Annotated in this window: 22 protein-coding genes and 2 pseudogenes; 9 read left to right on the top strand and 15 right to left on the bottom strand. The window is 59.6% G+C overall.

Annotated elements, in window-relative coordinates:
* Positions 1 to 112: 112 nt before the first annotated feature.
* Positions 113 to 412: a HigA family addiction module antitoxin gene (locus RQ479_RS13680; protein WP_376705476.1), complete on the bottom strand. Its 300-nt coding sequence runs from the start codon at positions 410 to 412 to the stop codon at positions 113 to 115.
* Between the two features lie 76 nt (positions 413 to 488).
* Positions 489 to 569 (bottom strand): annotated as a pseudogene (locus tag RQ479_RS13675) (type II toxin-antitoxin system RelE/ParE family toxin); the annotation flags it as partial.
* A 294-nt stretch (positions 570 to 863) separates the two neighbouring features.
* Between RQ479_RS13675 and RQ479_RS13670 the strand changes: the two are divergent.
* The 3 genes from RQ479_RS13670 to RQ479_RS13660 all read left to right on the top strand — a co-directional run bounded on the left by RQ479_RS13670 (position 864) and on the right by RQ479_RS13660 (position 2748).
* Entirely contained in the window at positions 864 to 2030 is a 1167-nt protein-coding gene (locus RQ479_RS13670; protein WP_376705475.1) for an acyltransferase family protein, read from the top strand.
* Between the two features lie 88 nt (positions 2031 to 2118).
* Entirely contained in the window at positions 2119 to 2295 is a 177-nt protein-coding gene (locus RQ479_RS13665; protein WP_376705474.1) for a hypothetical protein, read from the top strand.
* A 57-nt stretch (positions 2296 to 2352) separates the two neighbouring features.
* Positions 2353 to 2748 (top strand): hypothetical protein, encoded by a 396-nt coding sequence (locus RQ479_RS13660; RefSeq protein ID WP_376705473.1) that lies wholly within the window; start codon positions 2353 to 2355, stop codon positions 2746 to 2748.
* A gap of 458 nt (positions 2749 to 3206) precedes the next feature.
* On the opposite strand, the gene RQ479_RS13655 is transcribed toward RQ479_RS13660, so the two are convergent.
* From RQ479_RS13655 to RQ479_RS13625, 7 genes and pseudogenes are all read right to left on the bottom strand, one after another.
* Entirely contained in the window at positions 3207 to 3524 is a 318-nt protein-coding gene (locus tag RQ479_RS13655; RefSeq protein WP_376705472.1) for a YMGG-like glycine zipper-containing protein, read from the bottom strand.
* Positions 3525 to 3691: 167 nt separating this feature from the next.
* A complete protein-coding gene (locus RQ479_RS13650; RefSeq protein WP_376705471.1) occupies positions 3692 to 4093 on the bottom strand; it encodes a type II toxin-antitoxin system HicB family antitoxin in 402 nt (133 codons plus the stop codon).
* Between the two features lie 4 nt (positions 4094 to 4097).
* Positions 4098 to 4231 (bottom strand): annotated as a pseudogene (locus tag RQ479_RS13645) (type II toxin-antitoxin system HicA family toxin); the annotation flags it as partial.
* 296 nt (positions 4232 to 4527) lie between these two features.
* Complete coding sequence (locus tag RQ479_RS13640) at positions 4528 to 4818, bottom strand: hypothetical protein (RefSeq protein ID WP_376705470.1); 291 nt, start codon at positions 4816 to 4818, stop codon at positions 4528 to 4530.
* Between the two features lie 141 nt (positions 4819 to 4959).
* Complete coding sequence (locus RQ479_RS13635; RefSeq protein WP_376705469.1) at positions 4960 to 5307, bottom strand: hypothetical protein; 348 nt, start codon at positions 5305 to 5307, stop codon at positions 4960 to 4962.
* Positions 5308 to 5486: 179 nt separating this feature from the next.
* Entirely contained in the window at positions 5487 to 5696 is a 210-nt protein-coding gene (locus tag RQ479_RS13630; protein ID WP_376705468.1) for a hypothetical protein, read from the bottom strand.
* Complete coding sequence (locus RQ479_RS13625; RefSeq protein WP_376705467.1) at positions 5671 to 5886, bottom strand: hypothetical protein; 216 nt, start codon at positions 5884 to 5886, stop codon at positions 5671 to 5673. The genes RQ479_RS13630 and RQ479_RS13625 overlap by 26 nt, the downstream gene beginning before the upstream one ends.
* Positions 5887 to 6022: 136 nt before the next feature.
* Between RQ479_RS13625 and RQ479_RS13620 the strand changes: the two genes are divergently transcribed.
* Both RQ479_RS13620 and RQ479_RS13615 read left to right on the top strand, forming a co-directional pair.
* Entirely contained in the window at positions 6023 to 6283 is a 261-nt protein-coding gene (locus RQ479_RS13620; protein ID WP_376705466.1) for a hypothetical protein, read from the top strand.
* 3 nt (positions 6284 to 6286) lie between these two features.
* Entirely contained in the window at positions 6287 to 6547 is a 261-nt protein-coding gene (locus RQ479_RS13615; protein ID WP_023677293.1) for a hypothetical protein, read from the top strand.
* Here RQ479_RS13615 and RQ479_RS13610 read toward each other — a convergent pair.
* From RQ479_RS13610 to RQ479_RS13600, 3 genes are all read right to left on the bottom strand, one after another.
* Entirely contained in the window at positions 6544 to 7248 is a 705-nt protein-coding gene (locus RQ479_RS13610) for an SOS response-associated peptidase (protein WP_376705933.1), read from the bottom strand. The two genes, RQ479_RS13615 and RQ479_RS13610, sit on opposite strands and share 4 nt — an antisense overlap.
* Before the next feature lie 500 nt (positions 7249 to 7748).
* Entirely contained in the window at positions 7749 to 8042 is a 294-nt protein-coding gene (locus RQ479_RS13605) for a hypothetical protein (RefSeq protein WP_376706086.1), read from the bottom strand.
* A gap of 25 nt (positions 8043 to 8067) precedes the next feature.
* The gene (locus tag RQ479_RS13600) at positions 8068 to 8742 is read right to left on the bottom strand and encodes a protein-L-isoaspartate(D-aspartate) O-methyltransferase (RefSeq protein WP_376705465.1); all 675 of its coding nucleotides are present in this window, start codon (positions 8740 to 8742) and stop codon (positions 8068 to 8070) included.
* A gap of 330 nt (positions 8743 to 9072) precedes the next feature.
* Here RQ479_RS13600 and RQ479_RS13595 point away from each other — a divergent pair, with 330 nt between their 5' ends.
* Together RQ479_RS13595 and RQ479_RS13590 are read left to right on the top strand one after the other, a co-directional pair.
* A complete protein-coding gene (locus RQ479_RS13595; protein WP_352785429.1) occupies positions 9073 to 9411 on the top strand; it encodes a hypothetical protein in 339 nt (112 codons plus the stop codon).
* Positions 9412 to 9420: 9 nt separating this feature from the next.
* Positions 9421 to 9984: an RES family NAD+ phosphorylase gene (locus tag RQ479_RS13590; RefSeq protein WP_376705464.1), complete on the top strand. Its 564-nt coding sequence runs from the start codon at positions 9421 to 9423 to the stop codon at positions 9982 to 9984.
* Positions 9985 to 10126: 142 nt separating this feature from the next.
* Here RQ479_RS13590 and RQ479_RS13585 read toward each other — a convergent pair whose 3' ends face one another.
* Complete coding sequence (locus RQ479_RS13585; protein WP_376705463.1) at positions 10127 to 11275, bottom strand: amidohydrolase; 1149 nt, start codon at positions 11273 to 11275, stop codon at positions 10127 to 10129.
* Positions 11276 to 11603: 328 nt separating this feature from the next.
* Here RQ479_RS13585 and RQ479_RS13580 point away from each other — a divergent pair, with 328 nt between their 5' ends.
* The gene (locus RQ479_RS13580) at positions 11604 to 12551 is read left to right on the top strand and encodes an IS110 family transposase (RefSeq protein ID WP_376702159.1); all 948 of its coding nucleotides are present in this window, start codon (positions 11604 to 11606) and stop codon (positions 12549 to 12551) included.
* A gap of 894 nt (positions 12552 to 13445) precedes the next feature.
* Here RQ479_RS13580 and RQ479_RS13575 read toward each other — a convergent pair.
* Both RQ479_RS13575 and RQ479_RS13570 read right to left on the bottom strand, forming a co-directional pair.
* On the bottom strand, positions 13446 to 13697 hold the full coding sequence (locus RQ479_RS13575; protein ID WP_376705462.1) for a hypothetical protein: 252 nt from the start codon (positions 13695 to 13697) through the stop codon (positions 13446 to 13448).
* Positions 13698 to 13748: 51 nt separating this feature from the next.
* Entirely contained in the window at positions 13749 to 14429 is a 681-nt protein-coding gene (locus RQ479_RS13570) for a GntR family transcriptional regulator (RefSeq protein ID WP_376705461.1), read from the bottom strand.
* 226 nt (positions 14430 to 14655) lie between these two features.
* Between RQ479_RS13570 and RQ479_RS13565 the strand changes: the two genes are divergently transcribed.
* The gene (locus RQ479_RS13565) at positions 14656 to 15783 is read left to right on the top strand and encodes a sugar ABC transporter substrate-binding protein (RefSeq protein WP_376705460.1); all 1128 of its coding nucleotides are present in this window, start codon (positions 14656 to 14658) and stop codon (positions 15781 to 15783) included.
* The last annotated feature ends 14 nt before the right edge of the window (positions 15784 to 15797 follow it).

Raw genomic sequence — 15797 nt, 5'->3', positions numbered from 1 at the left:
TGCTGCAGACCGGAAGGCGAATATTGTGCCTAAGATGCGGCCTCGCCAGTTGGCCGCCATGCCGGCTCCAGACCGCTTCGTCTCCAGTCGGGTGTCGCGACCGCAAAACTGTTCAGCCCGCGACTTTGAGCTGTTCGATCTCAGCAATCTCGGCTTGCTCCGCTCGGCCTTGGACGGCGAGGTCATAGCTGGCCTGCATGTTCATCCAGAACTGCGGTGTGGTGCCGAAGAACTTGGCCAGGCGCAGAGCGGTATCCAGAGTGACCGGGGTCGCCTTGTGCGTCAAGCGCTCAATGCGGGTGCGCGGTACATGCAGCTTCTTCGCCAGCGTATAGGGCTTCAGGCCAAGCGGTGCGAGATATTCCTGGCGAAGGATTTCTCCCGGATGGATCGGGGTGTCGAGGTTCAACATTGTTAAGCTCCTGGCAGTGAGCGATAGGTTGGTTTGCTTAGGTTGTTTGCCAAGGGCATCGACAGTCGCGATATCCTTAGTGATAGTCGGTGATTTCTACATCCTCTGCCGCCCCAGCTACCCACCGAAAGCAGACACGGAATTGATCATTGATGCGGTTGACCGGCACGATTGCCTTTCAGCGGGGCAATTGGCGTCCGGCTCAACGTCTCATCGACGCTTTGGCGCGGCACGCCGTTCAAGAGCAGCTCGGATTAACTCGTTCTGTGACCGAACCTAATCGTCATTATAGATGATGGCAGTCAGCCATACAAATGCGCGGCCGCATGCAAATCATGGCCTTGAGCGTTTTTGCGTAACAACCCAGCGCAAATCGTGTTCCCTCGGCACGGTTGACATTCCTCCGTCAGCCGCCATGCTGCATTGCAACATGGCCATCGAGGAGTTCGGCATGACGGAAGGCCGGTCATCGCGCATCGAGTGCCTGGACGGGCTTCGGGCGCTCGCCGCGATCTGGGTACTCATTGGGCACTGCCTGCTGTTGACCGGCTGGCAGATTCCTATTCTTGTCGAACCAGATCTCGGCGTCGATCTGTTCATCATGCTGTCCGGCTTCCTGATGGTGTTCCACTACCAGCTGCGCCAGGACAAGGAACCCTGGCAAAGGCCGGAAACCTGGCTGAAATTCTGGAGCCGCCGCTACTTCAGGATAGCGCCGCTGTTCTACTTCATGCTGTTCGCTGCCCTGGCGCTCGGCCCTTATCTCTACCAGTCCAGGATGGTCATCGACGAGTTCCTGCTGCGGTCGCCGCAAGCGCCCGAGCGTTATCTCGACAGCGGCGTGAAGAATATCGGCGCCCATCTGCTGTTCCTGTTCGGCCTGGTGCCGAATTTCGCCTATCGCACGCCGCTGCCGGACTGGAGCCTGGGGCTGGAGATGCAGTTCTACGCACTCTTCCCGGCCGTCATGCTGCTGGTGCGCAGGCTTGACTGGATATGGAGCGGCATCCTTGTCGCGGCGGTCGGCAGCGCGATCGTGTTCTTGATGGGACAATTATCGGTGCACTTTCCGATGCCGTCGTTCCTGCCGCTGAAGATGCAGATTTTCCTGTGTGGGATGCTGCTGGCGGGCGTCGTCCATCAAAGGCAGAAGCGGCCTTTCATGTATCTGGCATTGGCCATGGCTCTGGCCGCGCTGCCCTTCGGCGGCGGCTACGGGCCTGGCAAGTTTTTGATGCGCGAAGCGCTCGTGGTGGGTTTCTTTGCCCTGGTCCTCTACCGGATGCTGCCGGGAATAGCGGGCATCGTGGCCAGAAAGATCGCCATGACGCTCGCCAACAGGTTCTTCCATCTGATGGGTGAGCTTTCCTTCAGCATCTATCTGATCCATCTGCTGGTTCTCCAGCCGGTTGCGGCTCTGGTCATCACCCAGTTCGGCCACGAGCTGTCGGCACCGCTGCGCTTTGCGATCGTTGTTGCCGTCGTGTTGCCGGTTGTGTGCCTGCTGTCCTGGACCACCTACACGCTGATCGAAGTGCCCGGCCAGAAGATGGGCCGTTTCGTGGTGCAGCGCTTTGGGCGGAGCCCGGCGCTCGAGGCGGTCAAGCCCGGTCCATGACCAGCCGCCAGACGGGTTCGATCTGCACCAGCGCTCTGTCATTGGGGCTGAGGGCGACGTCAATCATGCTGGCCTTGTAGGTCAAGCAATGCGCCATCTTGATGGCGAGCGCCGCCACCAGCATTTCGCTGAACCGCGCGTCCCAATCGTTGGGTTCAGCGAATTCGCCACCGATGCCGAGCTAGCACTGGCGGCAAACTGGGACCGCACGGTGTCGAGCCTGAAGCACATAACGTGCATCGCGCTGATGACGACCGAGGCGTGATCGGGCGAAGGGGCAGGCGTCAGACGTCCCGCCCTTCGGGACGCCGGGTCGGGCACTGTGGCGAATCCCAAGTTCACCGCTGCGCTGCGTCAGAGTGATTTGAATTTTGCGGGTTGCTACAACATTCATGTTGCACTTTGGCCAATCGACGGCACTAAACAGTTACAAGAAAGGGCGATGCTGCCTGTCTCGGTAAGGGAGGTAACTATGAACGTGAAGTACAAAACAGTTCAGGAAGTGCTCCGAAAAGCGGGCATTGTCATGAGCAAGAAGGGGGAAGTTCATCGCATAAACTTCTTCAGCGGTCTGGAAAACACCGCCTACTACACACCAACTCTTCAGGATGCCCTGGACAAGGGCCTGGCTATGGCGGGAGGTGCCGGAAGGATGAAACCAAGCGCCTTTGCCAAGTCAGCCGAAACAGGGATCTCGACCAGCGCACGCATCGGCTGACACAATTCAGGCAAGACATCGCCGCGTTGCGCGGCGGTGTCGTGAAACTGCAATAACCGAAGCATTGCCTTCTTCCTCCCTGTAATGGAAAAAGACCGGTCACGCAGACGGGCGTTGGCGCCGTGACGGCTCCATGCACGAAACGTGCGACGGTTCGCCCAGGCCACAAATCACAAAAAGTCCCCGGCCGCCTTGAAGCGGCTTTTTGCCGTGGAGGCGCCATGCCCCGTTATCCCCGACCCACGAGGCAGACGGAGGCCTGAGCCATGGCCCTCATCCCGCTCGACATCGACAACATGGCGCTCGCGGTGCTCGACGAGGCGCCAATCGACAGCTTCGATCAGAGAGATATGCCGACAGACAGGTGAGGGCGGTGCCAGCATTTCAGAACTTTGCGCTGCCCCTCACCCCCGGTGGGGCGATCTCCCTGTAATAGTGACGGGGATAAGCGTTAATGGTCAATAATCGCCGTTGTAATAGCGGTCGTCGCAGGGCGCGGTGTAGATACGGCCGCTGTTGCGATCCTGATAGCGGCAAAGCTGTTCGCCGCGCGGCTGCGGGGCGGTGGCGTTGCCGACGACGGCGCCCAGCAAGGCGCCGGCTCCGGCACCGATGACCGTGCTCTTGGTGTTGCCGCCGATCGCCTGGCCGGCAAGCGCGCCGGCGCCGGCGCCGAGCAGCGCACCGGTGCTGGTTCTCTGCTGAGCTTCGGTCTGCGCGCAGCCTGCCAGCGCGGCGGTTACGAGCATGGCGGCAATGGCTTTTGATATGGTCATCGTCTGGTACTCCGTTGAAGCCTATGAACTAATACGCAGGCTGATTTTACCAAGTGCGGTCGCATTTGCGGCGGAACATAGGCATCGTGCCTCACGAAATGAGACATGGTTGTTTTCTTCTGAAGGCCCAGCTTTCAAGTCCATCCCAAGCCTAATCCTTGGAGGGGCTACGCTGCCTCGATCTGCATCACCTTTTTCGCCGCCGCAGTCAAAAATCCGGATCGGCTGTAGCCGTGGCGCTCCGCATACTGGTCGATCTGGTCGAGAACATCTTCGGGAATGGTGACATTGACGCGCACGACTTTCGCCGCTTCGGCTTTCAAGGGAACCAGGATGGCGACCCCGCTCAGATTGTCCTCGTCCGACATCACTTCCTCGAGGGACGACGGCTCGGGAATGGCCTCGCCGTCCTCGGCCAACCCCTCGACATGAAAGGCCAGTGCTTCCTCGGCCATGGCGCGGGCATCATCCAGGCTGACGCCAGCCGTCACCAGGCCCGCAAAATCGGGAAAGGAGACGCCGAAGTCGCTGTCCGCTTGCTTGTGGATCAGTCCGATGTAGTTGCGCATTTCTCTACCTCAGCTTCACGCCGGATTGTTTTTCGATACTTTTGAGAGTGCCGATCGGGATGTCTCGCTTGGGATGCGGAACTGTCACCCGGCCCGGCTTAGCATTGTCTTGAACTGGGCGTGACTTCCTTTTCGAGCGCCGGGTCCGTGGTGGCGGCGCCACCGGCGGGCAACCTTGCACGGCCAGCGGCCAACGGGGATACGGATCCGCCCCGCGCACGGCCAAAAGTTAAGTTGACGTCCGAAGGCAATAGCAACCTCGCTGGACCAAGGACTGGACCAAGCCTGAAAGCCTCGATCGCGTTTTCGCCTCCTATGTGGACTGGAACGGCAGCGGGGTGAGAGCTTGCGCGTTCCACTTCGCTTTGAACAGGACACTTCGAAAGACACGGAAAATCTGTCAGCGATTGGACCCCGAGTTTAGCTGAGGGTAGTTACGCGCTCCCGTCCGTGTCGCTTTCCTCGTCGATCGCCCGAACCGGCAAATAGGCATTGGTTTCCAGCCATTCTCGCAAAATGATCTGAATAAGGTCTGGCCTGCCGATTTTCATCTCGGCTGCTACGGAATCGAGTGCATCTGCCGTCGCGGGCTCCAGCGGCACGCCACCGACGTTTCGGAGCATCAAAGCAGCGCGACGCAGGAGGATCTGCAAATCTGCGCGAGACGTGTCGGCTATGCGCTCAGCTGCGCTTTCGAGATCTTCAGCAACAGACCGGCGTGTCATTGGTATCACTCGGTGCATGGCATCCGGCCTTCTGCTGCTCAGTTGGCTGGTGATTGGCCAAGGCCGCGGCTATCAGCGGGTCTAAAGGCAATAAGGACACAACAAGTTTCGGCGCTTTTTGGAGAGAGAGGATGGCTGGCCTTAGTATGCTCGTCGTCCTTCATTTGCCGTTGCCGGGTCGGTGCGTTGGGCTCGTCCGATGGCCAGAGCTCCAGAGTCGCTTCGACTGATTGGACCTATTGCAGCAGTGCCGACTATAGGCACCATGGCCGGCTCGTCATCTTGCATTTTCTTCCCAGTCTTTAGCTCAGTGATTTCCTCATCACGTCTTGCAATGCGGCTTTCCAGATTGGCGAGACGCTCGGTAAACAAATAGCGGCCGATGGCAAATCCGCCTCCTCCGAAAAGGACGGCAAAACTGGCAAAGGCGGCTGGGTTGGCCAGCATCAGCGCGGAGTTGGTTTCCAAAAAGCTGATAAGATCCTGCATGGTCAACTCGACCCCGTCGTGCTGCTAACAAGCGAGCTATCGGCGCCGGCTGGCTCGGCTGCCCTGGTTGTCATATTTGTCGCGAATCGTCCGTGTTCATTCATCTCGAAGATCCTGAGTCACTCGCCGTCATCACCATGCCCGTCGGGCGGCATGGCGGTCGTTCCGACGTTCATGGCTCATCCCAAGATTGGCAGCGTGTCGTCGTAACCGAACGCTACCAGTCCAGGGTGCCGGTGAGCGAGAGCCAGAATTTGACTCTCAAGCTCGCAATTATACGCCATGAGCGCCTTTACGGTCTCAAGGGGGCTGTCGTATCGGGCGATGAGTTTGACCGCTTCGGAATGGAGTTCGGCTTTCGCTTCAGCGTCCAGGCGAATAATGCCCATTGTCGTTCCTCCTAATGTTTGCCCGACGCGGAGCCGAGAGTCCGTCAAGCCGCTCCTGCAAATGCCCATTCAGCACAATCATCTCCTTCAGCGCCTTCACCGCATCGCCCTTATGCAATGCAATGAACCTGTCGGCGATGGCCTGCAGCGCAGCCTCCTGGCGGCTGTCTAGCGTCACGATGTGGTCCATGGCGGTGCCTCCGATCGTTCCTGTTGAAATTGAACAAAACAGGAACAAAAATGTCAAGAGCGAATTGACTCTGCGAGGAATGCCTTCCTATTTGTCAGTAGGCGGGGCGGTTGCTCACAAATCGAGGAGAGCCGCGATGGGCAGACGAAAAAGCCGGTTCGACCGGCTGTCGGCGAGGGATGCGGAGGCGATCATCAGGGACCCTTTGAGCCTGCGCCGGACGGTGCAGTCGTCGCAGCTGCATCTGAAGGCGCATGGCGAGCTGTTCTGGCAGCTTTGCGGGCTTGTCGAGAAATTGCACGAGGTGCTGGCCAGCGTCGCGGAGAAGGAGCCCGATTATCGGATGGCGGAGCTTGGCCTGCTTCCCCTCCCCGAGGATTACTCGACCCGGAAATGAGCCATGGCCGGGCCGATGGACAGCGTTGGGCGTGCCGCCAAGGCCAACATGCTGCTTATCGTGGAATGCGGCCACTGCTACCACGTCGGGCGCTTCAGGGCGAATGACGTGGCCCAGGTGGTGGGCTGGAACAAGCCGCTGGAAGCCATCAGATTCAGGTGCAAGCGATGCAGCCGCAAGGACACGACGGTGAAGACGCAGTTCATCGACCAGGATCATCCGCCCAAGGGCTACATCTGGGTGCTGCAGAAATTCAAGCGCTAAAACAATGAGCCTTGCGCCGGTGCCTGCTGCGGAAACTTGATCTGCGTCGCCGGTTTTTCGACGATCACCAGCGCATCATCGGGCGCCGTGCGCTGCAGGTGCCTTGCCTCCGACCATGGCGCGGTCAGCCAGGTCTCGGTTTCTTCCGGTGTGGTCAGGATCACCGGCATTGCCTTGTCGTGGATCGGCGCGATCAGCGCGTTGGGCTGGGTCGTCATGAAGCCATAGACCTGGTGATCGGCGGCGCCGTCCTTGACCTTGCGAATGCCCTGCCAATGCGTCCACAGGCCGGCAAAGAAGAACAGCGGGCGGTCCTCGCCGAGTGCAAACCAGTAGTTGCGCTGGATGCCGGTCTCTGGGTCCTTGTCGCCGGGCGTCGGGCTGGGTTCGGCGAAGCTGGTGACGGGCACAACGCAGCGGTTCTCGATGCCGAGATATTGCTGCCAATGGCCATATTGCGGATTGCGGATATTGGTGGTGCCGTAGTCGGCCTTGCCCTTCACCCGCTCTAGCGGCGTCGGCATGCCCCACAGCAGATTGGCCAGTTCGCGTTCGCCGTCCGGCGCATTGCGCACCACCGGGCCTGGCTGATTGGGATAGATGTCGACGGAGGGTTCGAGATTGCCGAGGATATCGCGCAAGGCGCGTGTCCACTGGCGAATTGCCTCCTGGCTGGTCGTGATGTTGTAGAGATTGCACATGGCCTGGAATGTGCCCCAATCGCTGCTGTGTCGCAACGTCCACAGGCAATAGGCGCCGCTTCCAAGTCCCCTGAAATGGCCTAGCAGAAGTCTAGCAAGACTTGCTCAGGTGAAGCTCACATCACGAAGGCCCCTAGCAGCGCTAGAATGCATCCGAGTGGTCGTTGGCTGTCGCGATCTCCGAAGATAACGGGCTCCGCCCGGCCTTGCGCGAAACCTTGCCACCTGAGGGCCGACATGAATTGTCGCGCATCTGAAATGCGCGAGAATTCCATGCTGCACCTTGTCGGACAGCAGTTCACCGCCGGGTCAGAATGGGGAATACTTTCGCTTGCTCGGGATCAGGAATCCGCTCTTTAGTAACTCCAGGGCGTCGAGTGCCTCTTCCCCCTGCAAATTTGTCAGAGCTACCCCGTCTGTGAAGACAACCTCGTCGTCATCTATATCATAGACTTCCCAAAACCCGTTCGTGACTCTTCGGAGGGCGTGACGACGTTCCATCAGAGGATGCTAATTGAGTCGTGAGAAATGAAGGCAAAAAATTGAGAACGGGCGAAATTTGCAGTGGAAAAGTTTGAAAGCGCCGCGCAAGCTTGCGCCTCAAAAAGACAACCATCGTCGCCCTTGCAAGGAAGCTGCTCGTGGCGCTGTGGAAATACGTGACCGCGGGCGTCGTCATCGAAGGTGCCGTCAGGGAAGTTTTCGGTCGGGCCGATGCTGATGGCCGCTTTGAAAGCTAATGGGTCACCGACGAGGATGGCCGGGTAATTGGCTAGGGTGACGATGGGAACCACCCGCCGCGGCTGTCTGCACCTTTCATTAGCCCGTTTCGAGCCGGCTGAACCTAACTGGGATAAGCTGCCGCGTCTCGAGTTGCCCTGAAGCATCCTTGTCGATGACAGTCAGAAACTGTGTTTCTTCAGGTCCCAAAGGCAGAACCAGGCGTCCCCCCGGCTTGAGCTGCTTCAGTAAAGCCGGCGGTGTCCGCTCAGCCGCCGCCGTGACCAGGATCTTGTCGAATGGGGCGTGCTCGGGCCAGCCGCGAGACCCGTCTCCGACACGAATGCCGACATTGGATAAGCCGAGGCCTTGCAGGAGAGCCTCCGCATGGCTTGCGAATTCCTCGATGATTTCGACGCTCCAAACGTGCCCGGCGAGCTCGGCCAGAATTGCGGTTTGGTAGCCCAGGCCGGTGCCGACCTCGAGTACCGCCTCGTGAGGTTGCGGCGCGAGGAGATCGGTCATGAGAGCGACGATGAAAGGCTGCGAGACGGTTTTGTCAAAGCCGATCGGCAGGGGAGTGTCCTGGTAGGCATAAGTCGCAACCGAGGCCGGCACGAAGAGATGCCGCGGCACTCGGCGCATCGCTGCCATCACCCGCTGATCGAGCGCCGCCTTGCCAAGTTCTTCGCTTGCAAGGTCGGTATAGATTGCAATCATCTCAACCATGTGCCTGCGTAGCACCGCGAGATGCTCTTCGGTCATTGGCTTCATGACGGTTGGGCTTTCCTCAACCAGGCTCGCTGCCACAGATAGCCTTATAGCCCGTTCGTCACAGAAACGCCCGCCATCGTTTCCAGTTGCGGGTGTCCCGACGGCAAGCGAAGGTGATTTGGGCGTTGCGTATAGCGCGATCTGCGGCGGCGACCAGCGAACTCAGCCGTTACGAATTGGTTCCACAGATTGACATTCGTGAAATCAATCTGTAATTATTGGCCTGGAGTGTTTGCCCGATGGGCAAGAATTTCGATCGGGCCAATCAGGTGCACTGGTTCCGCCGCGCCGGCAGACAACGGCGCCCAGAGCTGCTTCAAGGGTAATGTCATGAGCACAGCGGTGGTGAGAATTCTGGATGATCTGCGCTCACGCGGTGGACTTCAGGGCAAGGACATAGCCAACATCGTTGACGTGTCGACGGCGACCGTCTCGCGGTGGTCTCATGGTAACGGTTCCCCAAATCTGCGGACCCAGACGGTCATCGCGGATTTGCGCTACGTCGTCGAGCGCCTGTCGGATTTTTACACAGCCGACGAAACGCGGCTTTGGCTGCATTCGCGTCATCCGCTCCTCAACAATGAGCGTGCCATAGATCTCATCAATGCGGACCGGACGCAGGAAGTTCTGGCTGTAATTGAGCGGCTCGACGCCGGCGCATACGTCTGAGATTTTCGGGTGGAGCGGCGAGCGCGCGATCCGGATCTGCTCGACGCGCTCGACGCTCATGACGGCGTTTCGTTTGAAGGTGAAGTGTGGCGCATTGTGCGGGAAGAGCGGGAGCCTTTGGAGGGCTATCCGTCTCGCGCTCGATGGGATCCGGGCACCTTCGATGTCCTTTCCACCTCGCTCGAGCGCGAAGGCGCCCTAGAAGAGATCCACTTCCACCTCAGTCGGCAACCTGTCTTTCCCTCGAAAGTTCGGTCGGTTCTTCACCGGATTTTGGTCCGCACCCAACGAACGCTGAGGATAGCCGATCTTGCTGCATTGGAAGCCCTCGGAGTCTCGCCCGAAACCTATGGATCGCTGAGCTACGAACGAACGCAGGAGATCGGTGATGCAGCCGCCTTTCTCGGCTTCGACGGCATCTTGGCGCCGAGTGCACGCTGGCCATGTCAAAACCTGGTGCTCTTCACAGAGCTGTTTACTCCAGCCGATTTAAGGGTCGTCAACTCAGAGCCGGTTGATTGGGCAGACTGGCGCACTCGCAGAAACGAACTCAGACGAACGAACGATCGTTGAGGTAAGGGAACATGCCGAGTGCCGGGGTCGTGGGAGTGAACGCCCCAGTCATTGGTGGAACCGATGACGAACCGGGCGACGTCATTAATATCCCGCCTGAGATCGAGCTTTTGCTCAAATAGGCGGCCAGCCCCGGAGCCAATCAGCCCAGAAGGTTGCGAGCCGTGCGCATGAATATTCTGGATCCGATCGGGATCAGGTCGTCTGGAAAGTCATAGTCGGGGTTGTGCAGCGCAGGATACCGCTCGCCGGCGCCGAGGAAGAACATGGCGGACGCTGCCCGATGGCCGAACAGGCCAAAATCTTCCGAAGCGCGCATTGGCAGGGCTTCCTCTGTGCGTGGCACACCTTCTTCGTCGAGCGCGCGCTGCAGATGTTCCACGGCATCCGGCGCGTTGACGCTGGCAACGAAGATCTCGTGATAGTCGTAGCGGGCCGAAAGACGATGCTCTCCAGCAATCTTTTCCGCCAGCGCTTCCGCAGCGGCGCACAGGTCCGCCATGCGCTCATCGCGCCTTGTGCGCAGCGTCGCCCACACTTCCGCATTTCCCGGCGCAATGCCGAACACGGCTTCGCCCATCAGGGCATGGGTGACGGTCGCCATACTGAAATCGTCGTCAGCGAAGCTTCCGCGCCCGAGCGCGGGCAGTGCCGGCATCAGCTGGCTGACCGCCATCATTGGCGAGACACCCGTTTCGGGCATCGACGAATGCGCGGTCTTGCCCTCCAGCAATATTCGCATCCCGCGTGAAGCACAGTTGACCACGCCGGGTTTGATACGCACCTCGCCGAACGGCACACCGGGCAAATTGTGCAGCGAGAAGGCCAAATCCGGCGCGATCTCGGAAAAGCGCGGATCGGCGATGACGCCGGCCGCGCCATTGCCGGTCTCTTCCGCCGGCTGGAACATCAGCACGACGCGGCCGCGGGCCGGTCTTTCGCGCCCGAACTGGCGGCCAAGTGCGGCGAGGATCGCGGTATGTCCGTCATGGCCGCACATATGCGACTTTCCCGGTACGAGCGACGAATGAGAAACGCCTGAAAGCTCATAAATCGGCAGCGCATCGAGTTCCGACCGGAACAGGACTGTCGGACCGGCTTTGCCGCTTTCATATACCGCCGCCACACCGTGGCCGCCCAACCCGGTCAGCACCTTGTCCGGCGCTGTGTCGGCGAGGAAATCGACAACCTCGCTCGCGGTTTTCTCTTCCTCATTCGAGATTTCCGGATGCTGGTGCAGCCTGCGGCGCCATGCCGTCAGCTCGACAATGTCTCGATTGGTCAGGGTCATGTTTTTCCTGCTCCGCTTGGCGCTAGAGCAATTCCAGGAAACGTGTGAAACGGTTTTCCGTTTGGAATTGCGTCAAAACAAAGAGATAGAACGGCTCGGCGATTCTATCAAAAGCTGAACCGCTTGTCTTATGACTTTCGGTTGTTTCGAGGCCAAAGTGGGTTGCCGCCTGCGGGCCTTCACCACCCGCAGGCGGCGGGAGGGGTGGGATCGATGAACCGCCGGTCGTGATGGACCGAGCTAGAGGATGATCGCCCCTCTCTTTTCCATGAGGCCTGAACGGATAGCCGGGTTTCCAGGCCCGGATGACAAGCACGGGACGGAAAAGATGACCGCAATCATAGCACGCACGCTCGGAATCGACATCTCGAAAGATCGCCTAGACGTCCATCTCCTGCCGGAAGGGACGGAGCGGCGATATGCCAACGACGCTAATGGCCTGCGCGAGCTGATCCGCTGGCTGGCGCAACTGACGCCCACCCGTATCGTCTATGAAGCAACCGGCGCCTACCACCGGCTGCTCGAGCGCACCTTGGGTGCCAAGGGCCTGCCATTGGTCAAGATGAACCCGCAGCACACGCGCGCCTTCGCAAAGGCCGCCGGCCAGTTGTCCAAGACCGACCGGATCGACGCCGCTATGCTGGCTCGCTTCGGAGCGCTGATGACGCCGCAGATCCGACCGATCCGCAACGAGACCCTTGATACGCTTTGCGAACTGGTCGCCACCCGGCGAGCGCTGATCAAGGACCGCACCGCCACATTGAACCGACAAAAGTCGTTGACCATCCCGCTTTTGAAGCGCCAGGCCGAGCAACGGTTGAAACAGATCGCCGCCCAGATCGCGGCGATCGACGCCGAATGCCGTATCCGGATCGCCAGCGAAGCTGATCTCAGCCGCCGCTTCGACATTCTCATCAGCATTCCGGGGCTCGGCGAGGCGACCGCCTTCGCCCTCGTCGCTGACATGCCGGAGTTGGGAACCCTTGCCAACAAGCAGGCTGCAAGTCTCGCAGGCCTCGCACCGGTTGATCGCCAATCCGGCCAATGGAAGGGTAAGAGCTTCATCCAGGGCGGCCGGCAAACCCTCAGGCAGGCACTCTATATGCCGGCCCTCGTCGCCACCCGCTTCAACGAACCACTCAAGGTAAAATACGAAAGCCTCAGAGCCGGCGGCAAACCACCAAAAGTCGCCATTACCGCTATCATGCGAAAGCTCATCGTCCTCGCAAACACTCTAATCAGCGACGACCGAAAATGGGCCCCATCGAGTCCTTGACCAAGACGGATACTCTAGGTTAGGCCAGCCGGCCTTGTTTCTTCCCATCACACAAAGTCTTGCTGGTTCGATCCTTCGCGCGAGGCAGCAGAGCCGACGCCGGTCTCAAATTTTACGCTCTTTGCCTGCCGTTGGTTCATCCATCCCCGACGGGCGTCAGTTTTGATCCCTCAACTGCTTGGTAACGGCCTTCTGAAGCCTTTCAGGAGACGGGGTCGGACGAGGCCAAGCTCCTCGAAGCTATCAGGTCGAGTCTCCCCCGAGGGCACCAACCGCGAGGGGCCGCGAATTGGCTTAAGCCCTCGCGCTTGATCTCGTGATCCAGTGTTCACCCTCGGGTGGCTTGAGACCAGCTTGGGCTCCATCGGACGAATGAACTTTAGCCGCCCCCTTGCTACTCACTCGTTTACGCACGGAATCGAGTCTAGGCCCGATCGCACTGGCGACTAAGGGAACGTACCATGATCATTTTGTTAAATTAGTAATGATGCATGAACGGGCGTATAATCCGCTCCAGCTGGGGGCGAACGCTCTCAGCTGGTACGCCCAGCGGCCAAATCGTCCCCCAAATGCCGTCGCGCTATCCCAACAGGTTATGATGGGTGACGACGTGAGACGGGATAAGCACAATCCGCCAACTATGAAGGGCAAAACCCAGAGGTCGCCGGACAACGACGAGCTGGGGCATTTGGAGTTCTGCCCAATTTGCGGCCAGACATTCGACAAGCGAAACCTTGTCGAAGTGCTGCATCATCACCTTCCCGAGCATGAACCGTTCGCGACGGATAGGTGACGGAGGTCGAAGCCGCAAAGGCGGCGATCGTGAAAGACAACGCTGACGGTTCTGACCGCAGCTTTGCGATGATCGTTCGCACCGAGACGGGCGAGGTTTTGCTACACGCCAGGATCAAGTTCGAAATTGAGATGGCGCACTAGAGGTGAGCGGGTCTCATAGAAAATACGCACGAGCGAGCGCGTACCCGGCCAAGATGCCTCGTGATCGAAGGCGGCGTCAGCTTCGTCCTGTTCCTCAGACAGATTGTGATCCAGCCTGGCTTTCGTGACCACCGTATCATCCGGCCCATTTCTGCCGTCGCCAACAATGTTTTCTACTTCGCGTACGTTCCAAACGTAACTGATGGACATGTTCGTGCCTGGCGGCGGCTCGCCGCCGTACCGGCGCGCCTTCGAGGAATGTTACTTCAGCAGTTTGATCAGTACTGTGAAAGCCGCGTCGATGTCAGCGCGAACCGCCGCCCGGACCCCTTCCGCATTGCGGTCTCGCAGCGCTGCAAACATCTGCTGATGGTGCTGGTTGGCGGTCGAATAGTTTCCAGAATCATGCAGCATGTTGAAATAGGGGCTGATCTGCAGCCACAGGTTCTCGATGATGCTGAGCATGTTTTCCGAGCCCGCGGCCCGATAGATGGAAAAGTGAAAGGCGTAATTGGCCCTGAGATAGGATTTGACGTCGCCGGCGGCATTGGCCTGCTCGAGTGCCTCCAGATGCTGGCTAAGCAGCATCACGCCGTGATCGTCAATGCGTTCTGCGGCCCATGCGGCGGCGATCGCCTCGATTTCGAACCTGACGTTCCTGAGATCCATAAGCCGCGCACGACTTAACGCCGGGATACCGATTGAACGGCCAGAAACCACCATCAGGGCGTTGGCGGCGCTCAGACGCCGCAGTGCCTCGCGAACCGGCATCGGGCTGACGCCGAAAGCGTCGGCGAGGCTCTGGACCGTCACCATCTCACCTGGAACGATGCTGCCGTCGAGGATCAACTCGGTAACGTGCCGGTAAACCCTGTCCTGCAGGGTTTCCCTGGACAGCGGTGTGATCTCGACGCCCGGCTTCCTGAATGCCGCCCCAGCCATTTCTGCCAACCTTCCCCCATTCCGGGCGACGCTACCCGGCGCCTGTGCCCGGAATGCAAGGTTCGAATTGCCGCGTCAAGCGCCCGCGTGCCCGGCTTTTGCCTCTTCAGCGATTTCATCATTGATCTTTGATCAAAGCATGATACGGTCAAGCGTCTCGAATGACAAGGCGTACGTTTCGTGCCCTTGGGAGGCATTCGGTCGTCTGAACTGGGAGGAGTTTCGAATGGGTATCGGATCGAAAGCCCGGCGGCTCGCGCTGCTTGCCGGCATGGCTGTTTGCGCTTTTGGGATGTCCGCCGCCGAAGCGGCGGGCAAGCACAAGATATTTCTCAGCATGAGCTTCATCGGCAACGATTGGCAGGCCGAGGCCGCCAACATGGTCAAGGCGATGGCGTCGCACAAGAGCATGGTCGACAAGGTGGACCTCCAGGTCCAGGTGGCGGGGCCGAACGCACAGCGCCAGATCCAGCAGATCAACGCGATGGTCCAAGCCGGCGCCGAAGCCATCGTGATCTTCCCGATCTCGCCGACAGCCCTCAACCAGGTTGTGAAAAACGCCTGCGATAAGGGCGTGAAGGTGTTTGCCTATGATGCCGAGATCACGGAGCCTTGCGCCTACAATGTCCATATCGACCAGGAAGAGGCTGGCCGCGTAACGGCGGAGTGGCTGGTCAAGAAGCTCAAAGGCAAGGGCAACATTATCGCGGTGACCGGCGTTCCCGGCACCTCGGTCGATGATCTGCGCACCAAGGCCGCGAAGGAGGTGTTTGCCAAGCATCCCGACATCAAGATCGTCGGCGAGGCTGTCGGCATGTGGAGCCAGGCGGTGGCACGTACCGAACTTTCCAAGATATTGGCGACGCGCAGCTGGGACGACATCAACGGGCTATGGATGCAGGTCGGCTGCTTCACCGCCAATTCCATGCAGCTCGAGGCCGGCAAGAAGACCAGCGAACTCCTGCCTTGCGCCGGCGAGGGTTCCAATGGCGGGCGTATCCAGATGCTGCCCGAGGGCACGGAGGTCGAGGGCGCGACGTCTCCCTATGCGCCGCTCGGCGCCTCGCGCATTTCCTACGCCTCGCCGCCTTATTCCGGGGCACTCGCTCTCAAGCTTGCCGTCGAGGCGCTTGAAGGCAAGGAAGTTGCCAAGAAGACGATCCTGCCGCTGCCTGTCGTCACCAACGAGACGATAAAGCTTTGCGACGAGGGCACCTGGGCGGAGATGAAGGCTGGTTGCAACGCGTTCAAGCCGTCGCTGGTCTCGAACCCAGGCTGGTTCGCCTCGATCTTCTCCGATCAGACACCCGAAATCGGTCTCGCGGCTGCCCTTGTAGGCCAGCCCGAGCAGTAGGCTCTCCGAAGTGG

The organism is Mesorhizobium sp. ISC25, assembly GCF_042295465.1.
Classification (GTDB): domain Bacteria; phylum Pseudomonadota; class Alphaproteobacteria; order Rhizobiales; family Rhizobiaceae; genus Mesorhizobium.
Note: the sequence above shows the minus strand (reverse complement) of the source record. Positions and strands in the feature narration are given on the sequence as shown.

What these genes read in the sequence shown, in the direction of transcription:
- RQ479_RS13600 (WP_376705465.1), bottom strand. Translation starts at nt 8,742, where the DNA reads ATGAAGCCAATGACCGAAGAGCATCTCGCGGTGCTACGCAGGCACATG.
- RQ479_RS13635 (WP_376705469.1), bottom strand. Translation starts at nt 5,307, where the DNA reads ATGCAGGATCTTATCAGCTTTTTGGAAACCAACTCCGCGCTGATGCTG.
- RQ479_RS13670 (WP_376705475.1), top strand. Translation starts at nt 864, where the DNA reads ATGACGGAAGGCCGGTCATCGCGCATCGAGTGCCTGGACGGGCTTCGG.
- RQ479_RS13565 (WP_376705460.1), top strand. Translation starts at nt 14,656, where the DNA reads ATGGGTATCGGATCGAAAGCCCGGCGGCTCGCGCTGCTTGCCGGCATG.
- RQ479_RS13575 (WP_376705462.1), bottom strand. Translation starts at nt 13,697, where the DNA reads ATGTCCATCAGTTACGTTTGGAACGTACGCGAAGTAGAAAACATTGTT.
- RQ479_RS13680 (WP_376705476.1), bottom strand. Translation starts at nt 412, where the DNA reads ATGTTGAACCTCGACACCCCGATCCATCCGGGAGAAATCCTTCGCCAG.
- RQ479_RS13615 (WP_023677293.1), top strand. Translation starts at nt 6,287, where the DNA reads ATGGCCGGGCCGATGGACAGCGTTGGGCGTGCCGCCAAGGCCAACATG.
- RQ479_RS13595 (WP_352785429.1), top strand. Translation starts at nt 9,073, where the DNA reads ATGAGCACAGCGGTGGTGAGAATTCTGGATGATCTGCGCTCACGCGGT.
- RQ479_RS13630 (WP_376705468.1), bottom strand. Translation starts at nt 5,696, where the DNA reads ATGGGCATTATTCGCCTGGACGCTGAAGCGAAAGCCGAACTCCATTCC.
- RQ479_RS13665 (WP_376705474.1), top strand. Translation starts at nt 2,119, where the DNA reads ATGCGCCATCTTGATGGCGAGCGCCGCCACCAGCATTTCGCTGAACCG.
- RQ479_RS13610 (WP_376705933.1), bottom strand. Translation starts at nt 7,248, where the DNA reads ATGTGCAATCTCTACAACATCACGACCAGCCAGGAGGCAATTCGCCAG.
- RQ479_RS13620 (WP_376705466.1), top strand. Translation starts at nt 6,023, where the DNA reads ATGGGCAGACGAAAAAGCCGGTTCGACCGGCTGTCGGCGAGGGATGCG.
- RQ479_RS13650 (WP_376705471.1), bottom strand. Translation starts at nt 4,093, where the DNA reads ATGCGCAACTACATCGGACTGATCCACAAGCAAGCGGACAGCGACTTC.
- RQ479_RS13570 (WP_376705461.1), bottom strand. Translation starts at nt 14,429, where the DNA reads ATGGCTGGGGCGGCATTCAGGAAGCCGGGCGTCGAGATCACACCGCTG.
- RQ479_RS13640 (WP_376705470.1), bottom strand. Translation starts at nt 4,818, where the DNA reads ATGACACGCCGGTCTGTTGCTGAAGATCTCGAAAGCGCAGCTGAGCGC.
- RQ479_RS13625 (WP_376705467.1), bottom strand. Translation starts at nt 5,886, where the DNA reads ATGGACCACATCGTGACGCTAGACAGCCGCCAGGAGGCTGCGCTGCAG.
- RQ479_RS13580 (WP_376702159.1), top strand. Translation starts at nt 11,604, where the DNA reads ATGACCGCAATCATAGCACGCACGCTCGGAATCGACATCTCGAAAGAT.
- RQ479_RS13585 (WP_376705463.1), bottom strand. Translation starts at nt 11,275, where the DNA reads ATGACCCTGACCAATCGAGACATTGTCGAGCTGACGGCATGGCGCCGC.
- RQ479_RS13655 (WP_376705472.1), bottom strand. Translation starts at nt 3,524, where the DNA reads ATGACCATATCAAAAGCCATTGCCGCCATGCTCGTAACCGCCGCGCTG.